The following is a 21,457-nucleotide window of genomic DNA, read 5'->3' as shown; positions in this document are numbered from 1 at the left end:
GCTGGCCGTTCGCTCATGCCGGGACGCTTTCCAGAAGATCCTCGATCATCAGGCCGGCCGTCGCCTTGGCGCTGCCGACCACGCCGGGGATTCCTGCGCCGGGATGTGTGCCCGCGCCGACGAGGTAGAAGTTGCGGATCACGTCGTCGCGGTTGTGGCCGCGGAACCAGGCGCTTTGCGTCAGCAGCGGCTCCAGGCTGAAGGCGCTGCCCAGATGCGCGTTCAGGTCATGCGCGAAATCCTTCGGCGCGTAGCTGAACTTGGTCACGATGCGGTCGTGTATGTCGGGGATGAGGCGGCGACCGATCTCGTCCAGGATGCGCTTTTCCAGCTGCGGGCCGACGGTGTCCCAGTCCACCTTCAGCTTGCCCATGTGGGCCACGGGGACCAGCGCATAGAACGTGCTTTTGCCCGGCGGTGCCATGCCGGGATCGGTCACGGTCGGGTGATGCAGGTAGATACTGAAATCCTGCGGCAGCACGCCGTGGTCGTAGATGTCGTCGAGCAGCCCCTTGTAGCGCGGGCCGAACAGGATCTGGTGATGGGCGATGCCGGGCCATGTACCCTCCAGCCCGAAATGGACGACGAACAGGCCGGGCGAGAATTTCTTGCGTTTCAGCCGCTTGCCCATGCGCCAGCCGCGCTGGCTGCGGCTCAGAAGGTCGCGATACGAATGCATGATGTCGGCATTGCTGGCGACCGCATCAAACCGCTCGCGAAAGCCGCTGGCCGTCTCGACCTCGGTCGCGCGGTTGTTTTCCTCGTGCACCTGTACCACCGCATCGCCCACGATCATGCGTCCGCCGAGGCGTTCGAAATGGCGGACCATGCCGGCAATCAGGCGGTTGGTGCCGCCTCTGGTCCACCACACGCCGCCTTCCATCTCCAGCTTGTGGATCAGCGCATAGATGCTGCTGGTTTTCATGGGGTTGCCGCCGACGAGCAGGGTGTGGAAGCTCAGCGCCTCGCGCAGTTTCTCGCTTTCCACGAAGCTGCTGACCATGGAATAGACACTGCGATAGGCCTGTTTCTGCGCCAGCGCGGGCGCGGCCTTCATCATCGACTTGAAATCGAGGAACGGCACCGTGCCCAGCTTCACATAGCCTTCTTCGTACACGCCCGCGCTGTATTCGAGGAACCGCTTGTACCCTTCCACGTCGGCCGGATTCAGCTTGGCGATCTCGGCGAACAGTTCCTCGTGGTCGTTCGAGTAGTTGAAATTCGTGCCGTCGGGCCAGTTGAGACGGTAGAAGGGCGACACCTTCATCAGTTCCACGTCGCGGGCCATGTCGTGGCCGGTCAGTTCCCACAATTGGGTCAGGCAGTCGGGATCGGTCACGACGGTCGGCCCGCCATCGAAGGTGAAGCCGTCTTTCTCCCAGTAATAGGCGCGGCCGCCGGGCTTGTCGCGCGCCTCGATCACGGTCGTCTGGATGCCGGCGCTCTGCAGGCGGATGGCGAGCGCCATGCCGCCGAAACCGGAACCGATGACGCAGGCAGTCTTGCCTTCTGAGCTCATGGAGACGGGTCTTTCTGTTGCTGTGGCGCAGTCAGGGGATCGCGCGAGGAAAGGAGGGCGCCGATGGCGCGTGTGACGGGAACGGGCGGACGGCCCGAAAGTATCCGCAGCCGGTCGGCAAAAGTGCTGCGCGCTGCATAGAACCGCTCGATCAGCGGCTCGGGCAGGCGATAGAAGCGCTCGAAAACGCGGTAGCGGTGGGCGGGACGGGCAGCGCCGAACAGCATCTGGCCCAGCAGCCTGTAAAAGCCGGTCCGCTTCCAGACCCGCCGCGCCTGCGCGTCGAGCAGGGCGGCCAGCTGGTCGCCCGGCAGGTCGGCATTGTCCGCGATCAGCAGCGCGGTCTCGACCGCATGGGGCAGGGTATAGCTGGTGAGCGGGTGGACCATCAGCCCCGCCGCGCCCGCTTTCGCCACGCCCGGCGTGCCATGCGCCTGCTGGTATCCCGCGATGCTGCCGCCGGTGATGACCGGCAGGATGCCCGTTTCCCCGCCCAGTATCTCGCCCTGCCAGCCGTTTTCGCGGCAATAGGCGTCGATGCGAGAGGACAGGGCGCGCCGGTCCAGCACCGGGCTGTCGTCGTAGTAAGTGTCTTCCACGAACAGCTCGTCAACGCCCAGCGGCAGTACGTAGACGAAACGGTATGCGCCGCCGCCCGCCCCGCCGCCCGCCCCGCCGCCCGCCCCGCCGGACGACAGCTGGTCGACCGCTGCGTCCATGATGACCGGGCGTTCCAGCCCGTGGGGGGCATCGGTGCGCAAGTGGCGCCCCATGAAGACCTGCCATCCGCCGCGCAGGCTGTCATGCGGAAGGAAGCCCCGGCAGTCGATCACCGCACGCGCATCGACCCGCGATCCATCCGCCAGGGTAATGCCGCGCGCGTCGAGGTTCGCGATCTCGCGCCCCGGCAGCAGCGTGTCCTGCGCCAGTTCGCGCCGCAGGGCGGCATCGAAATCCTCCGACGAAAGCGAGCGGTAATGCGCGGCCAGCGTCCGCTCATGCGTGGGAAAGCGGACGTCGTAGCCCTGCCATGACGTCTTGCGGAAAGGGGCCAGCAAGCCCTCGCCCCCATCCGGCAGGTCGCTTGCGAACCAGCTCCACCGGTGATTGCCGCCCATTGCGTCGCCGCGTTCGATCAGCGCGACCGACAGTTCGGGCCGGGCACGGCGCAGCGCGAGGGCAATGAGCCCCCCGGCCAGTCCGCCCCCTGCGATGGCAATATCGACCCTGCGATCCGTCATTCCTGCCAGCCCTAGGGCGCGCGGGGTGAGCGGGCAATCCGGCTTAAAGGTGGTGAGGCGAGGAACCCGCATGGCGTATCGCCGTTCTCGAAGGCATAATCCCGGGAGCATTCCGTATCATGACCATCCGTAACGCGGCATTTCTTGCCAGCGCAGCCATCCTTGCAGCCTCCACCCCCGCAGCCGCGCAGGACGCCGGGCCGGAAACGGGACCCGCAGGGCCGCCGCTGCCTTCCGAAACGGTGTTCGACGGCGATTTCCTCAGCATCGGGGTCGGGGCGGGCTTCGGCCCCAGCTATACCGGGTCCGACGATTACGTCGTTTTCCCGCTGCCCATCGTGCAGGCCAGTTACAAGGGGATAGACATCAATCCGCGCCCGGCGGGCCTCGCCATCGACTTCATTCCCGATGCGGATGAAGGCGTGTCGTTCGACCTGGGCGTGGCAGGGCGGCTGCGCAGCGACCGTGCTGACCAGATCGAGGACGAGACGGTGGAACTCTATGGCGAGCTGGACCGCGCGGTCGAGGTTGGCCCCACGGCGGGTATCAGCGTGCCCGGCGTGCTCAACCGGTTCGACAGCGTGACCGTCAGTGTCGATGCGCTGTTCGACGTGGCAGGCGCGCATGGCGGCATGACCGTCAGCCCGTCTGTCTCCTATTTCACCCCGCTAAGCCGGGGCGTGGCGGCGTCCATCGGGGCGAGCGCGACCTTCGTCGACGACGATTACGCCGACTATTACTTCTCGGTCCCGCAGGCCGCGACGATCGGGCCCGACCCGCGCCTGCTTCCCGCATTCGATGCCGAGGGCGGCCTGCAGAGCATCGGTGTGAACGCGCTGGTGGCGGTCGACCTCAATGGCGACATCACCGATGGCGGGCTGAGCCTGGTGGCGATCGGCGGTTATTCGCGCCTGATGGGCGATGCGAAGGATACGCCCTTCACCAGCGTGGTCGGCAGTGCGGACCAGTTCCTGGTAGGTGCAGGGATCGGCTACACCTTCTGATTGCGGCTGGGGGCCACCCGCCGCTCGTCGGCAATTCTCAGGTGCGCGATCTCGTCAGGCTTCATGGGCTTGCCACGCGAAAGCGGCATCAGCTGGTGTTCGCCATGATCGAGCGCGACCATTCGGTCCTGTGAGTCGAGATAGCCGACCACCGCGATCCTTTCGCCTGCCTCCAACCTCTCGCGCGGGAGATGCTTCAAGTTGGTGCTGATGAGCCAGTTGATCGCCCCCGCTTCGACGATCAGCGTGGCGGTGTCGTCGTCTTCACCGATCCGCGCCGCAAGCCGGGCCTCGCTTCCCACGATTCGTCCCCCGGCATACGCTTTTCGACGGTCTGCCCGCAGCCGCAGATGGTAGAGGCCGGCCCAGCCCAAACCGGCGCCCGATAGCCCGAGCAGGATGCGCATGGTGAGCGGCAGCTCGTCCGTGCGGCTTGGCTCCAATAGGATAAGGAGATCGGGGTGGGCCGCGATGGCAAGGAAGATGGCGGCAATCGCCAGTCCCAACAACCCACGCATCTGCCCGCCCCTTACGCGCTTCCTATTTCTCGTCCTCGTCGCCGAGGTTCAGGACCGGGCGGCTGGCAGGCATTTCCGCATCGCGGTCGCCGGTCTTCAGATAGGTGTCGAACCAGCGCAGCATCCGCTTGTTGTAGTCATAACGGCTGGATGCCTTGCGATTGCCGTGGCCTTCGCCCGGATACAGCACCATGCGCAGCGGCGTATCGGGATTGCGGATCTTCACGAAGCGGTAAAGCTCGTAACTCTGGCCCGGATCGACGCGCGTGTCCTCCAGCCCGTGCATGATCAGCAGCGGGGTCTTCGCCCGGTCGGTGTAGTAGATGGGGCTGACTTCCAGCATCTTCTGCCAGTCGTCCCACGGCCATGCGCGGCTGTGGACGTTGTACATCTCGAACGGGATGTCGCCCGTGCCGAACTTGCTGGTCTGGTTGGAAATGCCGACGAACATCACGGCAGCGGCATATTCGTCCGAATAATGCGTCGCGCCCCATGCGCTGGCATAGCCGCCATAGGAGCCCCCGGTGATACCGGTGCGGTCCGGATCGGTGATGCCTTCGGCGACGAGGTGCTTCTTGGCATCGACGATGTCGCGGAATTCGGGATCGGTGTAGTTACCCTGGTGCTGCTTGGCATAATCGACGCCGTAGCCGGTCGAACCGCGATAGTTCGGGTGGAAGACGGCATAGCCTTCGCCCGCCGCCATCTGGCCCGGCATGGAATAGGCGGTCAGCCAGCCATTGGAATAATGCGCTTCCGGCCCGCCATGGACCATCATGATCGTCGGGCTGCCGCCGCGCGCCGGGCCGCCGACCGGCTCGATCAGGATGCCTTCGACCTGCTGGCCGTCGGTCGCGGTGTAGGTCACCGTGCGCTGCGTGCCCATGTCGATGTCCGACAGCCACGCATTGTGATTGGTCCAACGGGTGAAGGTCCCGTTCGCGTATTCATACAGTTCCGTCGGGTGGGAAGGGCTGTTGGCCCAGACCATCAGCCGGTTCCCGCCGCGCGCCATCCCGGTCAGGATCAGCTCGCCCGGATCGACGGTTTCCGCGACGCTGCCATCGGCATTGTAGATACGCAGCATGGCATCGGCGCCGACATGGATGATTGCTGCCAGCCGTCCGTCGGCCAGCCACTCGGCATCGACCGCAGCTTCTGCCGCGCCCGCATTGAGCGCACGGTAGCTGCCGTCGGCGATGGAGCCCAGGTGCAGCGTCGTGGCGGCGGGATCGTTCATGTCGACCCCGGCAATCATCGAGACCTGCGACCCGTCGGGCGAAATCTCGACGTCCTCCAGTTTGCCCGGCGTTTCGAACGTGGTCCGGACCGTGCCCGTGGCGAGGTCCAGCACGTGGCTGCGCTTCTGCGTGTAGCTGTCGTCGATCAGCGGGGTGGGCGCGCTGTCGATCACGGCCGTCTGTCCGCCCGGTGCGATCCGAACCGCGCTGACGTAGCCCGGAACGTCGATCCGGACCGGATCGGCATCGACATCGCTGCCGACCGATGCGCGGAACAGGCGGTTGAACCTGGATTCTTCCTCGTAGACGATGGAGACGAAGCCGGCATCGGCTTCTTCCTCGCGCTGTTCGTCCTCTGCGGCGCCGGCCAGCATGTAGATCGAACCACTGTCGGGGGACCATTCGTGGCTCAGCACGTTCGCGCCGTCCACTTCGGCGAGCTTGCGCTGCGCGCCGCCATCGACCGGGATGCCCCAGACGGCGCGGTCTTCGTCATCCTTCGCCCAGACGAAGCTGACCATGCGGCCATCGGGGGAGAACTTCACGTTGGAGGGACTGATGTCGTCCGGCAGGAAGCTGCGCGCATTGTCGGGCCCGAAGGCCATCTTGAGTTCCTGCGTCGTGGTGCCGTCCTTTTCCCCGGCGGTCACATCGGGCAGGCTGGCGGTGGTGTAGGCGACGCGGCTGCCATCGGGCGACACGGCGACGGCCCCGACCGCTTCCAGCTTCGCCACGTCCTCTGCCGTCATCGGGCGGGCGAGGGCGGCGGCCGGGACCAGCAGGCTGGCGGTCAGCAGCGCGGTGCGCACAGTGCGCACGGTGTGCGCGGAGCAGCGCGGCGTCTTGAAGAATGTTTGCATCGGGGAGGGACCTCTCTCGTTTGAAATCTTTCGCCCAGGCCTATAGCGAACGGGAAAACAAGCGCAAACCGGGCCGAAGGAACGGGCTGCGGGCGCATCAACAAGGGGAGGAAAGCGATGAAGTTAACCAGGATCATGCTGGCAGGGGTGGCCACGCTGGCAATGGCAACGCCCGCGCTGGCGGATACGACCATCATCCACGCCGGCGCCGTGCTGGACAGCGCGGACGGGGAATTGAGCGGTCCCGCCACGATCACGGTGACGGACGGGCGCATCGTTTCCATTGCCGACGGATTTGCGCCCGTGCCGGACGGTGCGGACCGGGTTCACCTGCCGGATCATACCGTGCTGCCCGGCCTCATCGACCTGCATACGCACCTATCGGGCGATCCCAGCGGCGAGTTCTGGCGCGCCGCCACCACGCCGCCCGAATGGAACGTGCTGGTCGCGGCGAAGAATGCGCGCGTCACGGCCCGCGCAGGCTTCACCACCGTGCGCGACCTCGGCTCGCGGACCGACCAGGTCACCCAGATGCTGCGCCGCGCGACGGAGGAAGGCATGATGCCTGGCCCGCGCGTCGTCACCTCGGCCCGAACCATCGCCATCGTCGGCGGACACGGCGACACCAACGGTTTCCGCCGCGGGGTAGGGGAAATACTGGCGAGCGATTTCACCTGCACCGGCGCCGTCGAATGCGCCGAAACCGTGCGCACCGCATCGAAATACGGCGCCGACCTCATCAAGATCACCGCAACCGGCGGCGTGCTGAGCCAGCAGGGGCGCGGACTGGAAGCGCATTTTTCCGACGCCGAAATGAAATCCATCGTCGATACCGCCGAAACGCTGGGGCTGAAGGTCGCCGCCCACGCCCACGGTGCACGCGGGATCGAGGCTGCCGCGAGGGCCGGTGTGCAGACGATCGAACACGGGACCTATATCGACGAACAGGCCGGGCGGGTCATGCGCGAGCAGGGCACGATCCTGATCCCCACCCTGATGGCACTGAAAGGCGTGTCGGAAAATCTCGGCACGGGCTTCTACACCCCGGTGGTGGAGGAAAAGATCCGGCAGGTATCCAGCTATATGGGAACGCTGGTCAGCCGCGCGCGCGATTACGGCGTGAAGGTCGCCTTCGGCACGGATGCGGGCGTTTTCCCCCACGGACGCAATGCAGAGGAATTCGCCCTGCTGCGCGAACAGGGCCTGACCAACCGCGAGGCTCTGGCCAGCGCAACCACCGTCGCGGCCGAGGTCATCGGGCTGGAAAACGAGATCGGGCGGCTCGCCCCCGGCTATTACGCCGACATCATCGCGGTGGAGGGCAATCCGCTGACCGATGTGACCGTGCTGGAAAATGTCGACTGGACGATGGTGCGTGGGCGCGTGATCGACTGATAACCGCTCGTCGGGACAGCCAAGCACTTGATAGAGTGCATCTTCGCCGCCCGGCCTGCCTGCGATAGACAGGCATGGTAGGGCGGAAGTGTCTTCCGCCATCGGAATGACTTGATTGCACAGGGGACCCAAATGAAACTGATCCGCACCGCCTTGCTGGCGACCGCCGCGCTCGCAATGCCGGCCGCGCCCGCACTGGCCGACGACCATATCGATGCGGCCGAGGCTGAAACCGCCATGACGGAAGGCCAGAAGCTGGAGGCGCTGTTTGCCGAATCCGACGAACGCAGTCTCGCGCTCAACCCCATCAGCGGGCTGTTTCGCGGCGATATGCGGCGGGCGGACCGGCTGGGCGATTTCCTGACCGACAGTTTCTTCCTCGCCCAGCGCACCGACACGCAGCTGAACATGGCGCTGCTCCAGCAGATTGATCGCGGCCAGCTGTCGGAAACCGACAAGCTCGCCTACGACGTGTTCCTCTACAACCAGGAACAGGCACTGAAAGGCACGACGGACGAGATCCGCGCCCTGACCGAAGTGCGCCCGATCAATCATTTCAGCGGCTTCCACACCTTCTATCCCACCTTTGCCAGCGGGCAGAGCGCAGCACCGTTCAAGACGGTCGAGGATTACGAGAACAACCTGTCGCGTCATGACGATTACATCGCCATCGGCGAGCGTGCGATCGACAAGTTCCGCGAAGGCATGGAAACAGGCGTGCTGGAAACCCGTCTGACGATCGAACGGGTCATCAGCCAGTACGACACGCAGCTCGCCATCCCGCTGGAAGAGTCCCAGTACTGGGCGCCGGTGAAGGCGATGCCGGAGGATTTCTCCGACGCGGACAAGGCCCGGCTGACGCAGGCGTACCGGGCCAAGACGCAGGAAATCTACGACATCACGGAAAAGACGCGCGATTTCCTGCGTGACGAATACCTGCCGGTCGCGCGCACCAGCGTCGGCCTGTCGCAGATGAAGGGCGGGGAAGAACTCTACGCCCAGCTGATCGAAAGCACCACGACCCTGCCGCTGGAGGCCGATTACCTCCACGAGCTGGGCCTGGCGGAAGTCGCCCGGATCAAGAACGGGCTGGAAGAGATCAAGGACGAGGTCGGCTTCACCGGCACGCTCAACGAATTCTTCGACTATGTCCGCACGGACGAGCAGTTCAAGCCGGAAAGCCGCGAGGCGCTGACCCAAACCTATTACGATATTGGCGAGGAAGTGGACGCCCGCATCGGCGACTATTTCAGCCTGCTTCCCAAGACGCCGCTGGAAATCAAGCCCTACGACCCGGCGATCGAACAGTTCAGCGCGGGCGGTTCGTACCAGTCGGGTGCGCCCGACGGATCGCGGCCGGGCACGTTCTATTTCAACGCCTATGACCTGCCCAGCCGCCTGACGACGGGCAATGTCACGCTGTACCTCCACGAAGGCGCGCCGGGGCATCACTTCCAGATCAGCTTGGCGCAGGAAAACGAGGATCTGCCCGCCTTCATCCGGTTCGGCGGCAACACCGCCTATGTCGAGGGCTGGGCGCTGTATTCGGAAACGCTGGGCTACGAGATGGGCTTCTTCGAGGACCCGTGGAACCGGTACGGCACGCTGCAGGACGAACAGCTGCGCGCCATGCGGCTGGTGGTCGATACCGGTCTCCATTCCAAGGGGTGGAGCCGCGAGCAGGCGATCGATTTCATGCTGGAAAACAGCGGCATGACCCGGACCGAAGTCGTCGCCGAGGTCGAGCGTTACATCGCGATTCCCTCGCAGGCCCTCGCCTACAAGGTCGGCGCGCTGAAGATCCAGGAACTGCGCGCAGAGGCGGAAGAAGCGCTGGGCGACGATTTCGACATCAAGGAATTCCACGCACAGGTGCTGGGTACGGGCGCGCTGCCCCTGCCGGTGTTGGAAGCCAAGATCGACCGCTGGGTCGCCAGTCAGTCGTAGATCGCACCACGCACCAGTGAACCGGGAAGGGGCGGGGCCGCGCAGGCCGCCGCCCCTTCCTGTTTGGGTCGCCGGCTGCTCATTCTGGCGCAATCTTTCATCTGCTAACCCGATGGCCTATGCACACGGGCGCACGAGCCTAGCGCATTCTATGGGGATAGACCGACCGATGAAGATTTCTTCCGCCGCCATTGTTGCCACCGCGACGCTCAGCGCCCTTGCAACGAGCGGAGCCGCGTTCGCGCAGGAAGCGGACCAGGGCCTGACCCGCGCGCAGTTCATCGCGCAGATGGATGCGCAGTTCACCGCGCTGGACAGCGACCAGGACGGCACGATCACCGGAGGCGAGATCGCCCAGCGCAGTCAACAATTGCGGCAGGCCGCCGCGTTGCAGGTCAACCGGGCCGCGTTCCAGCAGCTCGACACGCACGGTAACGGTGCGCTGTCGCCGGGTGAATTTGCTGCCCTTGCCGACCCTGCCGGAATCACCAACGTGCCAGTCCCGACGGTGCGCGATTTCGACCGCGACGGCGATGGCATCATCAGCCTGATAGAATACCGCATCCGCACGCAGGACAATTTCGATCGCTACGACCAGGTCCGCGACGGAACGATGTCCGCTGCCGAAATGCAGTCCGCCGGTATGGGCCCGCGCTGAGCCGCAGGCCGCCGGTTTCCTGCAGTCGGCGCGCCCGTGCAGTTTTTGCACGAAATCCGGACGCGTCGAAGAGAGATTAAGGGCGGCTTCGGCTAAGAGCCGCCCTTCTTATATCCGGACGGGTTTCGCCGGGTCGTCAGAACCCGACGGCGAAGCCGGCCTGGGCCACGACCTCACCATCGCCGCTATTGCCTGCAATCCCACCGCCGATGGCGAAGGAATCGGACAGACGACCGGTAACGGAAGCAGCATAGCCCTGTTCGCCGTTATAGGTTGCGATATCGCCGTCGATGGTGATGCGCTTGTCCGGCATGGCAATCGCGCTCCCCAATGCTGCGGCAGCCGCGATCCCGCCGCTCATCCGCTGATCCAGGTCGTCAAGGCGGAAGGACATGGCATCCAGCCCGCTTTCGAGCGACGCGACGCGCCCTGTCAGCGCATCGAACTGCGCCCCTGTCACAGCGGCGATGTGTTCGACCGCCATCTCTACCGTGCGCAGGGCACCCGCTGTCGCAACTTGCTGACGTCCCAGGACGCCATTCGCATCTACGGTCACGACGTCGACCGGCCCTTCCTGCACGGATGTGCCCGCATCGATGCCTGCAACGACGACGGCCATCCCGTTTGCACCTAGGACAAGCTGATTGGCCGCGGTCGTTACCGCGCCGGCGCCAATTGCGGTCGAATTCGCATGGACCGCGCTGGCCCCGCTGCCTATTACGGTCGCAGAGCCCTGGGTAGCGTTCGCTTCAAATCCAAGGGCGGTGGCACGGGTGCCGGTGGCATTGGCGCGTGTGCCATAGGCCGAACCACGGTTGTCGGCCGTCGCCTGCTGTCCGGTCGCTGCGCCCAGCGTTCCGGTGGCCGATGCACTTCGTCCGATAGCGACCGTGCCGCCGGCACTGGCGTTTGACAGGGGGCCGATGGCGACCAAGTTAAGGCCCGGTGCGGAGGAGCGCGCGCCGATGGCCGTTGCAAGGTTCGCCCCGACGGATGAGCCGTTGCCGATCGCCGTAGACTGTTCGAAAGCCGCGGTTACACCGCTGCCGATGGCGGTCGCTCCCGTTGCGCTCGCGCCGGCCCCGATCGCCGTGGAACTGACCGCTGTCGCCCGGCTGTCGGCGCCGATCGCGGATCCACCGCGTCCGCTTGCCGAAGCATTTGCGCCAAGGGACACGGTTGACGCTGCCAGAGCCTGGGTTTCGCCCCCCAATACTACTGCGTTTTCTGCATCGACGAAGGCACCTTGCCCATTGCCATCCACGTCGCTGCCGATCGCTAGGCCATTCGTGCCGAAGACCTGCGCAGTGCTGCCGATGGCGACCGCGCCGACAGCCTCGGCAGAGGCATAGTTTCCGATTGCCATGGAATTGGTGCTGCCAGCGAACATATCGCTGCCGATGGCAAGGCTGCCAGTTCCTTCGGCGCCTGCAGAAGTCCCGAACGCGATGGCATTGGCTGCAGTCGATAAAGTTCCACCGCCGATTGCGATCGTGCCGGTTCCGGTCGCGCTGGCTGTAGTGCTGATGGAATTCGCGGCAAAGCAATCGGCTGCGGCAAACCCTCCGCCGTCAACTGCGGCAAGTGCCGCATTCAGTTGCGCGACATTGACCGCATCGAAATCGTCGACCCCTTGCGCCACGTTCACGATACGGTGCTGGAGATCGGCGTTACCCACGGAGACGGTGCGCTCTTCCACAGCTACCGATTCAGATCTAAGCGCTACGGACTCAGTCGCTTCTGGGCGCGCCACTGCCAGCGCTCCGATAGCAATATCTGCGCCACCGGTCGCGCGGGCTCCGCCTTCGTTTGCTGAATTTCCGCTACCGATGGCAATGGAGCCCCCGCCTTCCGCGTAGGTGTCGACACCGATTGCCATGTCGTAAAGCTGCACAGCATCGCTGTTTCCGCCAAGGGGAATCGCACCGAATTGCAACGCCTGTGCGCTGGGGCCGATCGCAATGGTGAAGATTTCGGCAGCGTTGGCCCCTGACCCGGTCGGGTGACCGGAGACCAAACCCCCGATAGCTATCGCGCCTGAGCGGAGTGCAGAAGCACCCCAGCCGATTCCGATGGCATAACCTTGATCAGCAAAAGCTCGATAGCCTACAGCGACTCCGTTGCTGTCTGCGATGGAGCCCGAACCTACAGCAGTACTATAGGACCCGGCATAGGTGCCGAAACCGATGGCGGTCGAATTGAACCAGGCTGCACTTGCGCCGTTCCCGACAGCGGTAGCATTTTGCGAAGGAGCGGTCGCTCCTACCCCGCATTCCAGCCCGTCATCGTCGGTCCCCAAGGTGGCATCCGGTCCGGCACTGATATTACAGTCCGCGGTTTCGTCCGCCGAAGCGGGGGCGACAAATATAGTAAAAGCAGAGGTGGCAAGTAGCAGGGCGCTTGCGCGGCGAGTATTGGTATTCGTCGAATAACCCCCAATAAGTGACGCGGGATTTCCTGACCCGCTACGATCGCGGGCTACCTACTCATTTTTTCAACCAGATAGCAAAAGGGTATCGAAGCCATGGTTTGCGGTGGGCGGGCGACGGCGATGAAGCCGCGCCCGCCCTGCTATGCGAACCGGCCTCAGAACTCGCCGGCGATACCGACGCGTGCGGCGGTGGAATTGCCGCCGGCGTAGCTGACCCCCGCCGTCACGTCGAAATCCCCTTCGAGGCGGTGCATCACGCCGGCCGAGAAGCCGACTTCGCCGCGATAGAGCGCGACGTTGCTGGCGTAGCTGGTCTTGCCTGCTTCACTGGGGAAGTGGGGATGGGCGGCAGCAGCGATCGAGGTGATGCCCCGCTGCGCGTCCTTGTCCACAGTCTCCGTGAGGTCGAAGAGGGTCGAAACCTGCCCTTCCAGCGCCGTTGTCCGGGCGCCCAGCGCGCCGACCTGCGTGCCGAGCAAGTCGATCCGCTGGTTCGCCGCGGCTAGCCCGCCGACAGAGGCGAAGCTGCCCCGGCCAAGGACACCGCTGGCATCGATGGTCACGGCATCGACCGGACCCGTCTGCGCTGCGGTGGAGCTGGCGATATCGGCCACCACGACCGCGCTGCCCGATGCGCCCAGCATGAACTGCTTTTCTGCCGTCGTCACGGAACCGGCACCGACTGCGGTCGATCCCGCAAAGGCGGACGTCGCACCGGCGCCCAGCGCCACGGCGTTGTCGGCAGAGGCATCGGCCGCTCCCCCCAGCGCCACCGCGCCTTCGCCGCCGGCCGTCGCTCCGCCGCCGATGGCGACGGCTTCCGCCCCGGTGGCAGAGGCCGGTGCCGCGTCCGAATTGACGTCGACATAGGGCAGACTGCCCGACAGCGACTGGATCGCTGCCTCGTTTGCATCAACGCGGTCGTTCACATCGTTGATGGCGGCCGTATTGCCGGCAATTGCCGCTGTATTGGCTGCGATATCTGCCGTGTTGCCCGCAATCGCGGCGGTGTTGTCCGCAATATCCGACTGATTCAACAGCGCCAGCGCATTGCCATCTTCTGCCAGGGCAAAGGCATCGTCCGCCCGGGCCCGTGCAGCAGCCGCCGTGCTGGTCGCACCTTCCACGGCATTGTTGAGCTGGCGCACGGTCACCGCATCGCTGTCGTCCACGCCATCCGCCACATTGACGAGGCGGCGCTGCGTGTCCGCATTGCCGAAGGATACGGTGTTATCCTCCCCAGCGAACGAGCCGTAACCGATCGCAACGGAGCCGAAGCCCGACGCCTCGCTGTCGCCGCCAAGCGCGATGGCCTGCGTACCGCTCGCCGATGCGCCGAGCCCGCTGCGATCGACATCGCCGCCGATTGCAATCGATCCCGGGCCGGACGCATTCGCAGCCACGCCGTTCGCAACGCCGAAAGCGCCTGCCGACGAAATAAGACCGATCGCCACGCCGCCTGTATCGAGCGCGCTGCTACCGACGCCGATTGCGACCCCGCCAATGCCACCTTCGGTCGACGTATCGAACCCCAGCGCGACCGAGAAATCGCTATTGGAAACGCTTTCGCAGCCGATGGCGACCGATCCGCTGCCATTGGCCTGCGCATGGGCGCCCACGGGGCTTACGTCGACATAAAGCCTACCGGCACCGGCGACCGCAGCGTTGAGCTGCGCGACGTTGACGGCATCGGTATCCGCGGTGCCCGCTGCAAGATTGGTGATCTGTCGCTGCCCGTCGAAGTCGGTGTTGCCGACCGACACCGAATTTTCCCTGTCCGTTCGTGATTTCGCTCCCAGAGCAACGGAATTGGCGAAGTTCGCACCCGCGCTCGATCCGATGGCCGTCGAATTATCCGTATTCGCAGAAGCGTTCGAACCCACTGCGGTGGAAATGAAGCCGTTGGCCTGCGAGAAGGCTCCGACTGCCACGACATTTATGCCGGTTGCGGCCGCCCCTTCTCCCAGCGCGCTGGAGAAATCACCGGTCGCAAAAGCGAACTGCCCGATGGCTATCGTGCCACTATCAATGGCGCTGCTTGCATTGCCGATGGCAATCGCACTGAAGCCCAGTTCAAGCGCGTCGGACCCGATCGCGATCGCTTCGAACCCGTCGGCATTTGCCGGGCCGCCTGTGCCGTTGATGTCGACATACACGCTTCCGCTTGCGCCCATGGCAGTATTAAGCTGGTCAAGGTTGACCGCATCTGTGCCTTCCGTGCCGGCTGCGACATTCGTAATCTGGCGCTCGGCGCCGACCTAGCCGATGGATACGGTGTTGTCCCGATCAGAAAAGCTTGCCGCACCCAGCGCAACCGAGTTGATAGCGTTGGCGTTCGCGCCTGCGCCAATAACTGTGGCGGAGTCGGCAAAGGTTGCGAAAAATGATCCGATTGCCGAACTCAGTTCGCCGAACGCAAGGCTTTGCGATCCCAGCGCTATGTTCCCGAAACCGATGGCGGTCGCATTGACGCCTGCAGCGGTCGTGCCGAAGGCATCCGCAATCGCACCGGTGCCTCAGGCGACCGCGTCTTCTCCGCGCGCTTCCGCGGCATAACCGACGGCGGTCGAATTGAACGTATTGGCTCGCGTCAATGTCCCGATCGCCGTAGCCTGACCGCCCAGTGTCTGGGACTCGTGACCGACGGCAGTATTCATGAATTCGCTTTGCGCAGCGAAGCCGACAGCCACGCTCATTTCCGCAGCGCTGGCATTGCCGCCGAACGCTGTAGCCGCGAAGCCGTTCGCGCTTGCGCCCGTTCCGCAGGCGATGCTTCCGTCATCGCCGGTCGACGACGCACCGCCGTCCGTGTCCAGATCGTCGGCTGTACCGTTGTCGTTGGTGTCGAGCAAGCATTCGCCCGCCTGAGCCGACGATGTGGCAAAGGCGAGCGAAGAGATAGCGAGCAGCAGCGCTGTCGCGACGTGAAGTGAACTTTTCATACTTTGGAATCCCAGTGCGGGGACCCTCCCGACCCAGCTAAAGTAAAATTACAATTATTGTTTGGCAAGCGCGGAAATGAATGGTTTCAGAACGTCTTAATAGTATAATAGTGCACAAAAATAAAACATTATTACTTCAGGCTTTTTGGAGGCTTTGCAGGCAGTCCGTTGCGGAGTTACCGAGGCAGGGCGTTCGTCCTTTACGCCGGTGCCCGCAGCATCTACACCCGTGCCATCCCCGGGGAGCGCGCCTTGCGCTGAGAGGGAGGGCTGGCATCCTCCGACCCGTCGAACCTGAACCGGCTAGCACCGGCGGAGGGAAGGGTTGGTGATCGCCAGTGGTGAGCCGCCTCGCTTCCCTTGCCCTGCTGCCATGCGAGAGGAGAGGCTGTCATGGCGAGCACTGCGGATACCCCGGCGTGGATCGCGCTGTTCCTCGGCCTCTACATGCTGGCCGTCTGCGTGGCGGAACTGCGCGCGCCCGGCGGCTGGGCGCGGCTGCTGGACGATTTCGAGCGTAGTCCGGCGCTTTCCTTCCTGACCGGCGCCTTCACCTTCACGCTGGGTGCGGCGATCTATCTCGCCTCGCCGTGGCGACCCGGGGACTGGCTCAGCATCTTCATCTCCGTCATCGGCGGGCTGGCGGTGGCGAAGGGGCTGTTCTTCCTTGCCGCTCCGGACCGCGTGACGGCGCTCGGTCGCCGGGTGCTGACAGGGGACAAGACCACTTTCATCGCCGGGCTGGACGCCATGCTTGCCGCCGCCCTCATCTTCGTCGCGCTTTCGCGGCTGCAGACCATCTGATTTTCGCAAACCCAAGGATCCTCCCCATGGCAGACATCAATTCCCCTCTCGAAATCGGCGTCACGACCGGGCCCATTCGCGGCAGCCGCAAGGTCCATGTCGGCGCGCGCACCGGCAGCGGCGTGCGCGTGGCCATGCGCGAGATCGACCTGGAGGGTGGGGAGCCCAGCTTGCGGGTCTACGACACCAGCGGGCCCTATACCGACCCGGCGGCGCGTATCGACATCCAGGCGGGCCTGCCGCAGCTACGGCGCGACTGGATCACAGCTCGCGGCGATGTCGAGGAATACGACGCGCGGGAAGTGAAGCCGGAGGATAACGGCCAACTGGGCCCCGACCGCAGTGGGGGTGTGCCCGCGTTCCCGAATGTCGTGAAGCGTCCGCTGCGAGCGAAAGCAGGGCAGAACGTCACGCAGATGCACTATGCCCGCCGCGGCATCATCACGCCCGAGATGGAATATGTGGCGGAGCGCGAGAACCTGGGCCGCGAAATGGCGCGCGAGACCATTGCTGCCAACCGCGAAGGGACGCAGGATTTCGGTGCGGCGATCCCCGAGATCATCACCCCCGAATTCGTCCGCGACGAGGTTGCGCGGGGCCGCGCGATCATTCCCAACAACATCAACCATCCCGAAAGCGAGCCGATGGCGATCGGGCGCAATTTCCTGGTCAAGATCAACGCCAATATCGGCAACTCCGCCGTGGCTTCCGACGTGGCGAGCGAGGTCGACAAGATGGTCTGGTCGATCCGCTGGGGCGCAGACACCGTCATGGACCTCTCGACGGGCCGCAACATCCACGACACACGCGAATGGATCATCCGCAACAGCCCCGTCCCCATCGGCACCGTGCCCATTTATCAGGCGCTGGAGAAGGTCGGCGGGGTGGCCGAAGACCTCACCTGGGATGTCTTCCGCGACACGCTGATCGAGCAGGCGGAGCAGGGCGTCGACTATTTCACCATCCACGCGGGCGTGCGCCTGCCTTACGTGCCGATGGCGGCAAAACGCGTCACCGGCATCGTGTCGCGCGGCGGCAGCATCATGGCGAAATGGTGCCTCGCGCATCACAAGGAAAGCTTCCTCTACGAGCATTTCGACGAGATCACCGAGATCATGAAGGCGTACGACATCGCCTACAGCCTCGGCGACGGCCTGCGCCCCGGCAGCATCGCGGACGCCAATGACGAGGCGCAGTTTGCCGAGCTCTACACGCTGGGCGAACTGACCCACCGCGCGTGGAAATCCGACGTGCAGGTCATGATCGAAGGGCCGGGCCACGTGCCCATGCACAAGATCAAGGAGAACATGGACAAGCAGCTGGAGGTGTGCGGCGAAGCGCCGTTCTACACCCTCGGCCCCCTCGTCACCGATATCGCGCCGGGATACGACCACATCACCAGCGGCATCGGCGCGGCGCAGATCGGCTGGTACGGCACGGCGATGCTTTGCTACGTCACGCCGAAGGAACATCTCGGCCTGCCCGACCGCGACGATGTGAAGGTCGGCGTGGTGACGTACAAACTCGCCGCCCACGCCGCCGACCTGGCGAAGGGCCACCCGGCGGCCAAGGTCCGCGACGACGCATTGAGCAAGGCCCGCTTCGAGTTCCGCTGGCGCGACCAGTTCAACCTGTCGCTCGATCCCGAAACGGCAGAGGACTACCACGACCAGACCCTGCCCGCAGAAGGCGCCAAGACCGCGCATTTCTGCTCCATGTGCGGCCCGAAATTCTGCAGCATGAAGATCAGCCAGGAAGTGCGCGACTTCGCCTCGCGCCAGAACCAGAGCGCCGACGGCTTCCTCGAAAGCGAGAAATGGGGCGCCGACACCGCCGAGGCCAGCAAGGCCGCCGCGCTGGAAGGCATGAAAGAGATGAGCCGCCTCTACAAGGCGAAGGGCGAGAAGCTGTACCTGGACGAGGACGAGGCCGACACGCTGGTCACGAAGGACGACGTGTAGGCGCATGGCGGCGGAAACACCGGCGGCGGCGATCCTGGACCCGGAAACGGAGCGCCGCGAACGCCGCCGCCTGCCGCTGATTGGGCTGGCGCTGTCGGCGGTCTATGTCGTGGGCGTGGCGCTGTACCTGGTGGTGCAGGGCCAGAACCCCGCCGACCTGAAACTGAACGAGCTGGGCGACTTCCTCGGCGGCGTCTCCAGCCCGCTCGCCTTCCTGTGGCTGGTCCTCGGCTTCTTCCAGCAAAGCCGCGAGATCCGCCTGTCGAACAAGGCGCTCCACTTGCAGGCGCAGGAAATGCGCCGGAGTGTGGACGAACATCGGCGGTTGGCTTCGGATGGGGGTGATGAGCGGGGGTGAGCGGTGACGCCCTTTTCGAAGCGAGCAAGCACAGAAGGGCTTGGAAACATAAATGAGGTGTAGCTGGGAAGGGCTAGATGCTGCCTTGGCGGGATCGGGAAAATCCCGCCGAAATCGATGCATCGGCTCTGGACAAACCTAAATACGTTATTCACTGTTTGTTCTGAGCAGTATCGGGAAACCAAATTGACCCAAAAACTCCACTTCTACGAATTCTTTGCGGGTGGCGGTATGGCGCGCCAAGGTTTGCGCAACGGTTGGAAATGCACTTTCGCGAACGATTTTGACCGAAAGAAATGTCAAACATATCGCGAAAACTGGGGCGACGAAGATCTCTTTCCCGGAGATGTGGGCGCGGTTTCAACTGCTGATTTGCCCGAGCGATGCGACCTCGCGTGGGCATCATCACCTTGTCAAGATTTCTCATTGGCAGGGAATGGTGCAGGCTTAAACGGGCTCAAGTCTAATGTATTTTGGTCTTTTTGGCGTCTAATCACCGAGCTTGCTGAAGAGCGTCGAAAGCCTCGTGCAATCGTCCTCGAGAATGTTCGAGGCCTTTTAACCTCACGAGATGGACGCGATTTTGAAACCATCTGCCGCGCGCTTGCCATTGAAAATTATCACATCGGCGGATTTGTGATCGATGCATCACACTTTGTGCCGCAGTCGCGGCCACGCGTGTTTTTGATTGGCTTTCTGGAAGGCGAGTGCCGACTGCCGGACGGTGGAACCGCAAATGACATGTGGCACCCGAATGTCATGCAAAACGCGGTAGCATCGTTCCCTTCGTTTTTGAATGAACGCTGGAACTGGTGGGATCTCCCCAATCCTCCGAAGCGCAACGCGGATCTCGCAGATATCCTTGAGGGAGACGTAAGTTGGCATTCGGCCGATAAAACACAGCAACTTCTTGAACTGATGAACGTGACCAATCGAACGAAAATTGAAGATCGTATCGGCGATAATAATTGCGCGATTGGTGCTGCATTTCGACGTACGCGTGTCGAGAATGGCAGGCGACGGCAACGAATTGAAGTTCGTTTCGACGGTATGGCTGGGTGCCTCAGAACGCCTGGAGGTGGGTCGAGCAGGCAGACTATATTTAGTGTCGGGCAGGGCGAGGTAAAGTCTCGCTTGCTGACACCACGAGAAACAGCTCGCCTCATGGGACTTAGTGATGATTATATACTACCCGCCAATCCTAATGATGCATTTCAACTTTCTGGCGATGGGGTAGCGGTCCCCGTCGTTGAGTTTCTGAGTCAACATGTATTAATGCCGGCCCTTAAAAGAGATATGGATGGAGCGCAGGCTGCATGGCAGAAAAACCAAAATTTGGCGAAAGTCTGAATTTTCGAGCGAAAGCGCTCTCAGAACTTACAAATGCTATAGGTGTCTATGCTCTCTGTGATCTCGATCATGTCCCAATCTACATCGGGCAATCGACAGATGGCATAAGATCGCGGGTACAGAGGCATCTCACTTCTGCCAGATCTGATGTCATTGCCAATAGGCAAATCGATGTCTGGGAGATCGCCTCTGTCAAAGCTTGGCCAGTCGACGCGGTCGAACAAATAAATACTCTGGAAAATGGCCTCTTCAACCATTTTCATGTCCAATCTCCATTGATGAACGGAGCTGTGCTCGCATCAAGCGTCGGCTTTCAGTTCGCCGAATGCGAAGAAACGGTTATGGTTTTGAGTGAGCAAGAAATTGCCCGTCGCAAAGAGCCGGAAGCTCGCTTGCCTCGCCAAATCCAACATTATTTGCGACTGGTCGACCACTTTTTGAATGTGAAGAGCTCGAAAGAAATGGCGGTCGCCCTTGATGTCCATTTTGCGCGCCTCAAGAAATATCACGAACAATTTCTCGATACCGTTTGAACCCGCGTAAGACTGAAATTTTGGCAGCATTACTGTATAGCGCTTGTCACCTCGGCCAATTTAAGGTTAGCGCCCAACCTAGCGCCTACAAAGTTCGTCACCAATCCGTCTTGCTGAGCGGCGGCGGGTTGCCTCCCATAGGTCCCCTGCGGCACGTAAATCATCTTTGGAAGCGCGGATGGTGCCGGCGTTGGCTATACAGGCGATGTCTGAGCTTTCGTCGTCTTTATCAGAGCCGAATTCAGCGACTACTACCTCGCCTCTACCCCACCCGCGACCGCTCCTCCGCGCCGTGCCTGTGCAGCAGCACGCCCAGCAGGGCGGGGCGGTTCTTTTGTTCCCAGGCACGTTCGTGGAAGAAGAATACGACGGCGTTTACCAGCGGCTCGACCAGCGCGATGCCTCCGGCTAGCGCGATCGAGCCGGTGAACAGATAGGCCACGGTAAAGCCCACGATCAGGTGCAGGGCGAGGAAGGTCAGCGTCTTGGCATAATCGCGGGTCATGGAAGGGGTAATGCACACCTCCACGCGAAGGCTCCCGCGATTAATCCGGCGACATTAATCGGTTTTGGCGAAGTATCGGCGGGATGGCGAGCGCGGGGCCGGCATGGGGCAGCACGGGGCCCGTGCGGTTTTTCCTGTCCTACACGGCCCCGCCTGTGCCTTAGACTGTTCGATGAGCAAACCATCCCCC

The 21,457-nt window shown here is 63.4% G+C and carries 18 protein-coding genes and 1 riboswitch; of the genes, 9 read left to right on the top strand and 9 right to left on the bottom strand.

The genetic code is table 11. The annotated features are described in order from the left end of the window. Window positions 1-13: 13 nt before the first annotated feature. Together ACGHJ7_RS08455 and crtY are read right to left on the bottom strand one after the other, a co-directional pair. Window positions 14-1,519: a phytoene desaturase gene (locus ACGHJ7_RS08455; RefSeq protein ID WP_390476331.1), complete on the bottom strand. Its 1,506-nt coding sequence runs from the start codon at window positions 1,517-1,519 to the stop codon at window positions 14-16. Next, window positions 1,516-2,760, bottom strand: a complete 1,245-nt coding sequence (gene crtY, locus ACGHJ7_RS08450) for a lycopene beta-cyclase CrtY (RefSeq protein WP_390476329.1) — start codon at window positions 2,758-2,760, stop codon at window positions 1,516-1,518. Before crtY ends, ACGHJ7_RS08455 begins: the two co-directional genes overlap by 4 nt. A 119-nt stretch (window positions 2,761-2,879) precedes the next feature. Between crtY and ACGHJ7_RS08445 the strand changes: the two genes are divergently transcribed. After that, window positions 2,880-3,764, top strand: coding sequence for a MipA/OmpV family protein (locus tag ACGHJ7_RS08445; protein ID WP_390476327.1), 885 nt, complete (start codon window positions 2,880-2,882; stop codon window positions 3,762-3,764). On the opposite strand, the gene ACGHJ7_RS08440 is transcribed toward ACGHJ7_RS08445, so the two are convergent. Further along, a complete protein-coding gene (locus ACGHJ7_RS08440) occupies window positions 3,752-4,282 on the bottom strand; it encodes a hypothetical protein (RefSeq protein WP_390476326.1) in 531 nt (176 codons plus the stop codon). The genes ACGHJ7_RS08445 and ACGHJ7_RS08440 overlap by 13 nt on opposite strands. Window positions 4,283-4,304: 22 nt before the next feature. Continuing rightward, window positions 4,305-6,383 (bottom strand): prolyl oligopeptidase family serine peptidase, encoded by a 2,079-nt coding sequence (locus tag ACGHJ7_RS08435; protein ID WP_390476324.1) that lies wholly within the window; start codon window positions 6,381-6,383, stop codon window positions 4,305-4,307. 117 nt (window positions 6,384-6,500) lie between these two features. On the opposite strand from ACGHJ7_RS08435, the gene ACGHJ7_RS08430 reads away from it, so the two are divergent. The 3 genes from ACGHJ7_RS08430 to ACGHJ7_RS08420 all read left to right on the top strand — a co-directional run bounded on the left by ACGHJ7_RS08430 (window position 6,501) and on the right by ACGHJ7_RS08420 (window position 10,383). Further along, window positions 6,501-7,778, top strand: coding sequence for an amidohydrolase family protein (locus tag ACGHJ7_RS08430; protein ID WP_390476323.1), 1,278 nt, complete (start codon window positions 6,501-6,503; stop codon window positions 7,776-7,778). A gap of 132 nt (window positions 7,779-7,910) precedes the next feature. Beyond that, the gene (locus ACGHJ7_RS08425) at window positions 7,911-9,725 is read left to right on the top strand and encodes a DUF885 domain-containing protein (RefSeq protein ID WP_390476321.1); all 1,815 of its coding nucleotides are present in this window, start codon (window positions 7,911-7,913) and stop codon (window positions 9,723-9,725) included. Between the two features lie 169 nt (window positions 9,726-9,894). After that, a complete protein-coding gene (locus ACGHJ7_RS08420; protein WP_390476319.1) occupies window positions 9,895-10,383 on the top strand; it encodes a hypothetical protein in 489 nt (162 codons plus the stop codon). Between the two features lie 136 nt (window positions 10,384-10,519). Here ACGHJ7_RS08420 and ACGHJ7_RS08415 read toward each other — a convergent pair whose 3' ends face one another. The 4 genes from ACGHJ7_RS08415 to ACGHJ7_RS08400 form a co-directional block, all read right to left on the bottom strand. Next, complete coding sequence (locus ACGHJ7_RS08415; RefSeq protein ID WP_390476317.1) at window positions 10,520-12,400, bottom strand: hypothetical protein; 1,881 nt, start codon at window positions 12,398-12,400, stop codon at window positions 10,520-10,522. Between the two features lie 569 nt (window positions 12,401-12,969). Further along, window positions 12,970-15,054, bottom strand: coding sequence for a hypothetical protein (locus ACGHJ7_RS08410; protein ID WP_390476611.1), 2,085 nt, complete (start codon window positions 15,052-15,054; stop codon window positions 12,970-12,972). Window positions 15,055-15,072: 18 nt separating this feature from the next. After that, on the bottom strand, window positions 15,073-15,207 hold the full coding sequence (locus ACGHJ7_RS08405) for a hypothetical protein (RefSeq protein ID WP_390476609.1): 135 nt from the start codon (window positions 15,205-15,207) through the stop codon (window positions 15,073-15,075). Window positions 15,208-15,330: 123 nt separating this feature from the next. Next, a complete protein-coding gene (locus ACGHJ7_RS08400) occupies window positions 15,331-15,756 on the bottom strand; it encodes a hypothetical protein (protein ID WP_390476315.1) in 426 nt (141 codons plus the stop codon). A 229-nt stretch (window positions 15,757-15,985) separates the two neighbouring features. Further along, a riboswitch (TPP riboswitch) is annotated at window positions 15,986-16,094 on the top strand. A gap of 55 nt (window positions 16,095-16,149) precedes the next feature. Here ACGHJ7_RS08400 and ACGHJ7_RS08395 point away from each other — a divergent pair. The 5 genes from ACGHJ7_RS08395 (at window position 16,150) to ACGHJ7_RS08375 (ending at window position 20,762) form a co-directional block, all read left to right on the top strand. After that, window positions 16,150-16,560 carry a hypothetical protein gene (locus tag ACGHJ7_RS08395; protein WP_390476314.1) on the top strand — a complete coding sequence of 137 codons (411 nt, stop codon included), beginning with the start codon at window positions 16,150-16,152 and terminating at the stop codon, window positions 16,558-16,560. Window positions 16,561-16,586: 26 nt separating this feature from the next. Then, window positions 16,587-18,521: a phosphomethylpyrimidine synthase ThiC gene (gene thiC / locus ACGHJ7_RS08390; RefSeq protein ID WP_390476312.1), complete on the top strand. Its 1,935-nt coding sequence runs from the start codon at window positions 16,587-16,589 to the stop codon at window positions 18,519-18,521. 4 nt (window positions 18,522-18,525) lie between these two features. Further along, window positions 18,526-18,879: a hypothetical protein gene (locus ACGHJ7_RS08385; RefSeq protein ID WP_390476310.1), complete on the top strand. Its 354-nt coding sequence runs from the start codon at window positions 18,526-18,528 to the stop codon at window positions 18,877-18,879. Window positions 18,880-19,065: 186 nt separating this feature from the next. Beyond that, the gene (locus ACGHJ7_RS08380) at window positions 19,066-20,229 is read left to right on the top strand and encodes a DNA cytosine methyltransferase (RefSeq protein ID WP_390476308.1); all 1,164 of its coding nucleotides are present in this window, start codon (window positions 19,066-19,068) and stop codon (window positions 20,227-20,229) included. After that, the gene (locus ACGHJ7_RS08375) at window positions 20,196-20,762 is read left to right on the top strand and encodes a GIY-YIG nuclease family protein (RefSeq protein ID WP_390476306.1); all 567 of its coding nucleotides are present in this window, start codon (window positions 20,196-20,198) and stop codon (window positions 20,760-20,762) included. Before ACGHJ7_RS08380 ends, ACGHJ7_RS08375 begins: the two co-directional genes overlap by 34 nt. Before the next feature lie 262 nt (window positions 20,763-21,024). On the opposite strand, the gene ACGHJ7_RS08370 is transcribed toward ACGHJ7_RS08375, so the two are convergent. Next, window positions 21,025-21,267 (bottom strand): DUF2061 domain-containing protein, encoded by a 243-nt coding sequence (locus ACGHJ7_RS08370; protein ID WP_390476304.1) that lies wholly within the window; start codon window positions 21,265-21,267, stop codon window positions 21,025-21,027. Between the last annotated feature and the right edge of the window lie 190 nt (window positions 21,268-21,457).

It is taken from the genome of Altererythrobacter sp. MTPC7, assembly GCF_042851395.1.
Lineage (GTDB): Bacteria > Pseudomonadota > Alphaproteobacteria > Sphingomonadales > Sphingomonadaceae > CAJXSN01.
The sequence above is the reverse complement of the archived record's forward strand: the minus strand, read 5'-3'. Positions and strand labels throughout refer to the sequence as shown.

What these genes read in the sequence shown, in the direction of transcription:
- ACGHJ7_RS08455 (WP_390476331.1), bottom strand. Translation starts at nt 1,519, where the DNA reads ATGAGCTCAGAAGGCAAGACTGCCTGCGTCATCGGTTCCGGTTTCGGC.
- crtY (WP_390476329.1), bottom strand. Translation starts at nt 2,760, where the DNA reads ATGACGGATCGCAGGGTCGATATTGCCATCGCAGGGGGCGGACTGGCC.
- ACGHJ7_RS08445 (WP_390476327.1), top strand. Translation starts at nt 2,880, where the DNA reads ATGACCATCCGTAACGCGGCATTTCTTGCCAGCGCAGCCATCCTTGCA.
- ACGHJ7_RS08440 (WP_390476326.1), bottom strand. Translation starts at nt 4,282, where the DNA reads ATGCGTGGGTTGTTGGGACTGGCGATTGCCGCCATCTTCCTTGCCATC.
- ACGHJ7_RS08435 (WP_390476324.1), bottom strand. Translation starts at nt 6,383, where the DNA reads ATGCAAACATTCTTCAAGACGCCGCGCTGCTCCGCGCACACCGTGCGC.
- ACGHJ7_RS08430 (WP_390476323.1), top strand. Translation starts at nt 6,501, where the DNA reads ATGAAGTTAACCAGGATCATGCTGGCAGGGGTGGCCACGCTGGCAATG.
- ACGHJ7_RS08425 (WP_390476321.1), top strand. Translation starts at nt 7,911, where the DNA reads ATGAAACTGATCCGCACCGCCTTGCTGGCGACCGCCGCGCTCGCAATG.
- ACGHJ7_RS08420 (WP_390476319.1), top strand. Translation starts at nt 9,895, where the DNA reads ATGAAGATTTCTTCCGCCGCCATTGTTGCCACCGCGACGCTCAGCGCC.
- ACGHJ7_RS08400 (WP_390476315.1), bottom strand. Translation starts at nt 15,756, where the DNA reads ATGAAAAGTTCACTTCACGTCGCGACAGCGCTGCTGCTCGCTATCTCT.
- ACGHJ7_RS08395 (WP_390476314.1), top strand. Translation starts at nt 16,150, where the DNA reads ATGGCGAGCACTGCGGATACCCCGGCGTGGATCGCGCTGTTCCTCGGC.
- thiC (WP_390476312.1), top strand. Translation starts at nt 16,587, where the DNA reads ATGGCAGACATCAATTCCCCTCTCGAAATCGGCGTCACGACCGGGCCC.
- ACGHJ7_RS08385 (WP_390476310.1), top strand. Translation starts at nt 18,526, where the DNA reads ATGGCGGCGGAAACACCGGCGGCGGCGATCCTGGACCCGGAAACGGAG.
- ACGHJ7_RS08375 (WP_390476306.1), top strand. Translation starts at nt 20,196, where the DNA reads ATGGCAGAAAAACCAAAATTTGGCGAAAGTCTGAATTTTCGAGCGAAA.
- ACGHJ7_RS08370 (WP_390476304.1), bottom strand. Translation starts at nt 21,267, where the DNA reads ATGACCCGCGATTATGCCAAGACGCTGACCTTCCTCGCCCTGCACCTG.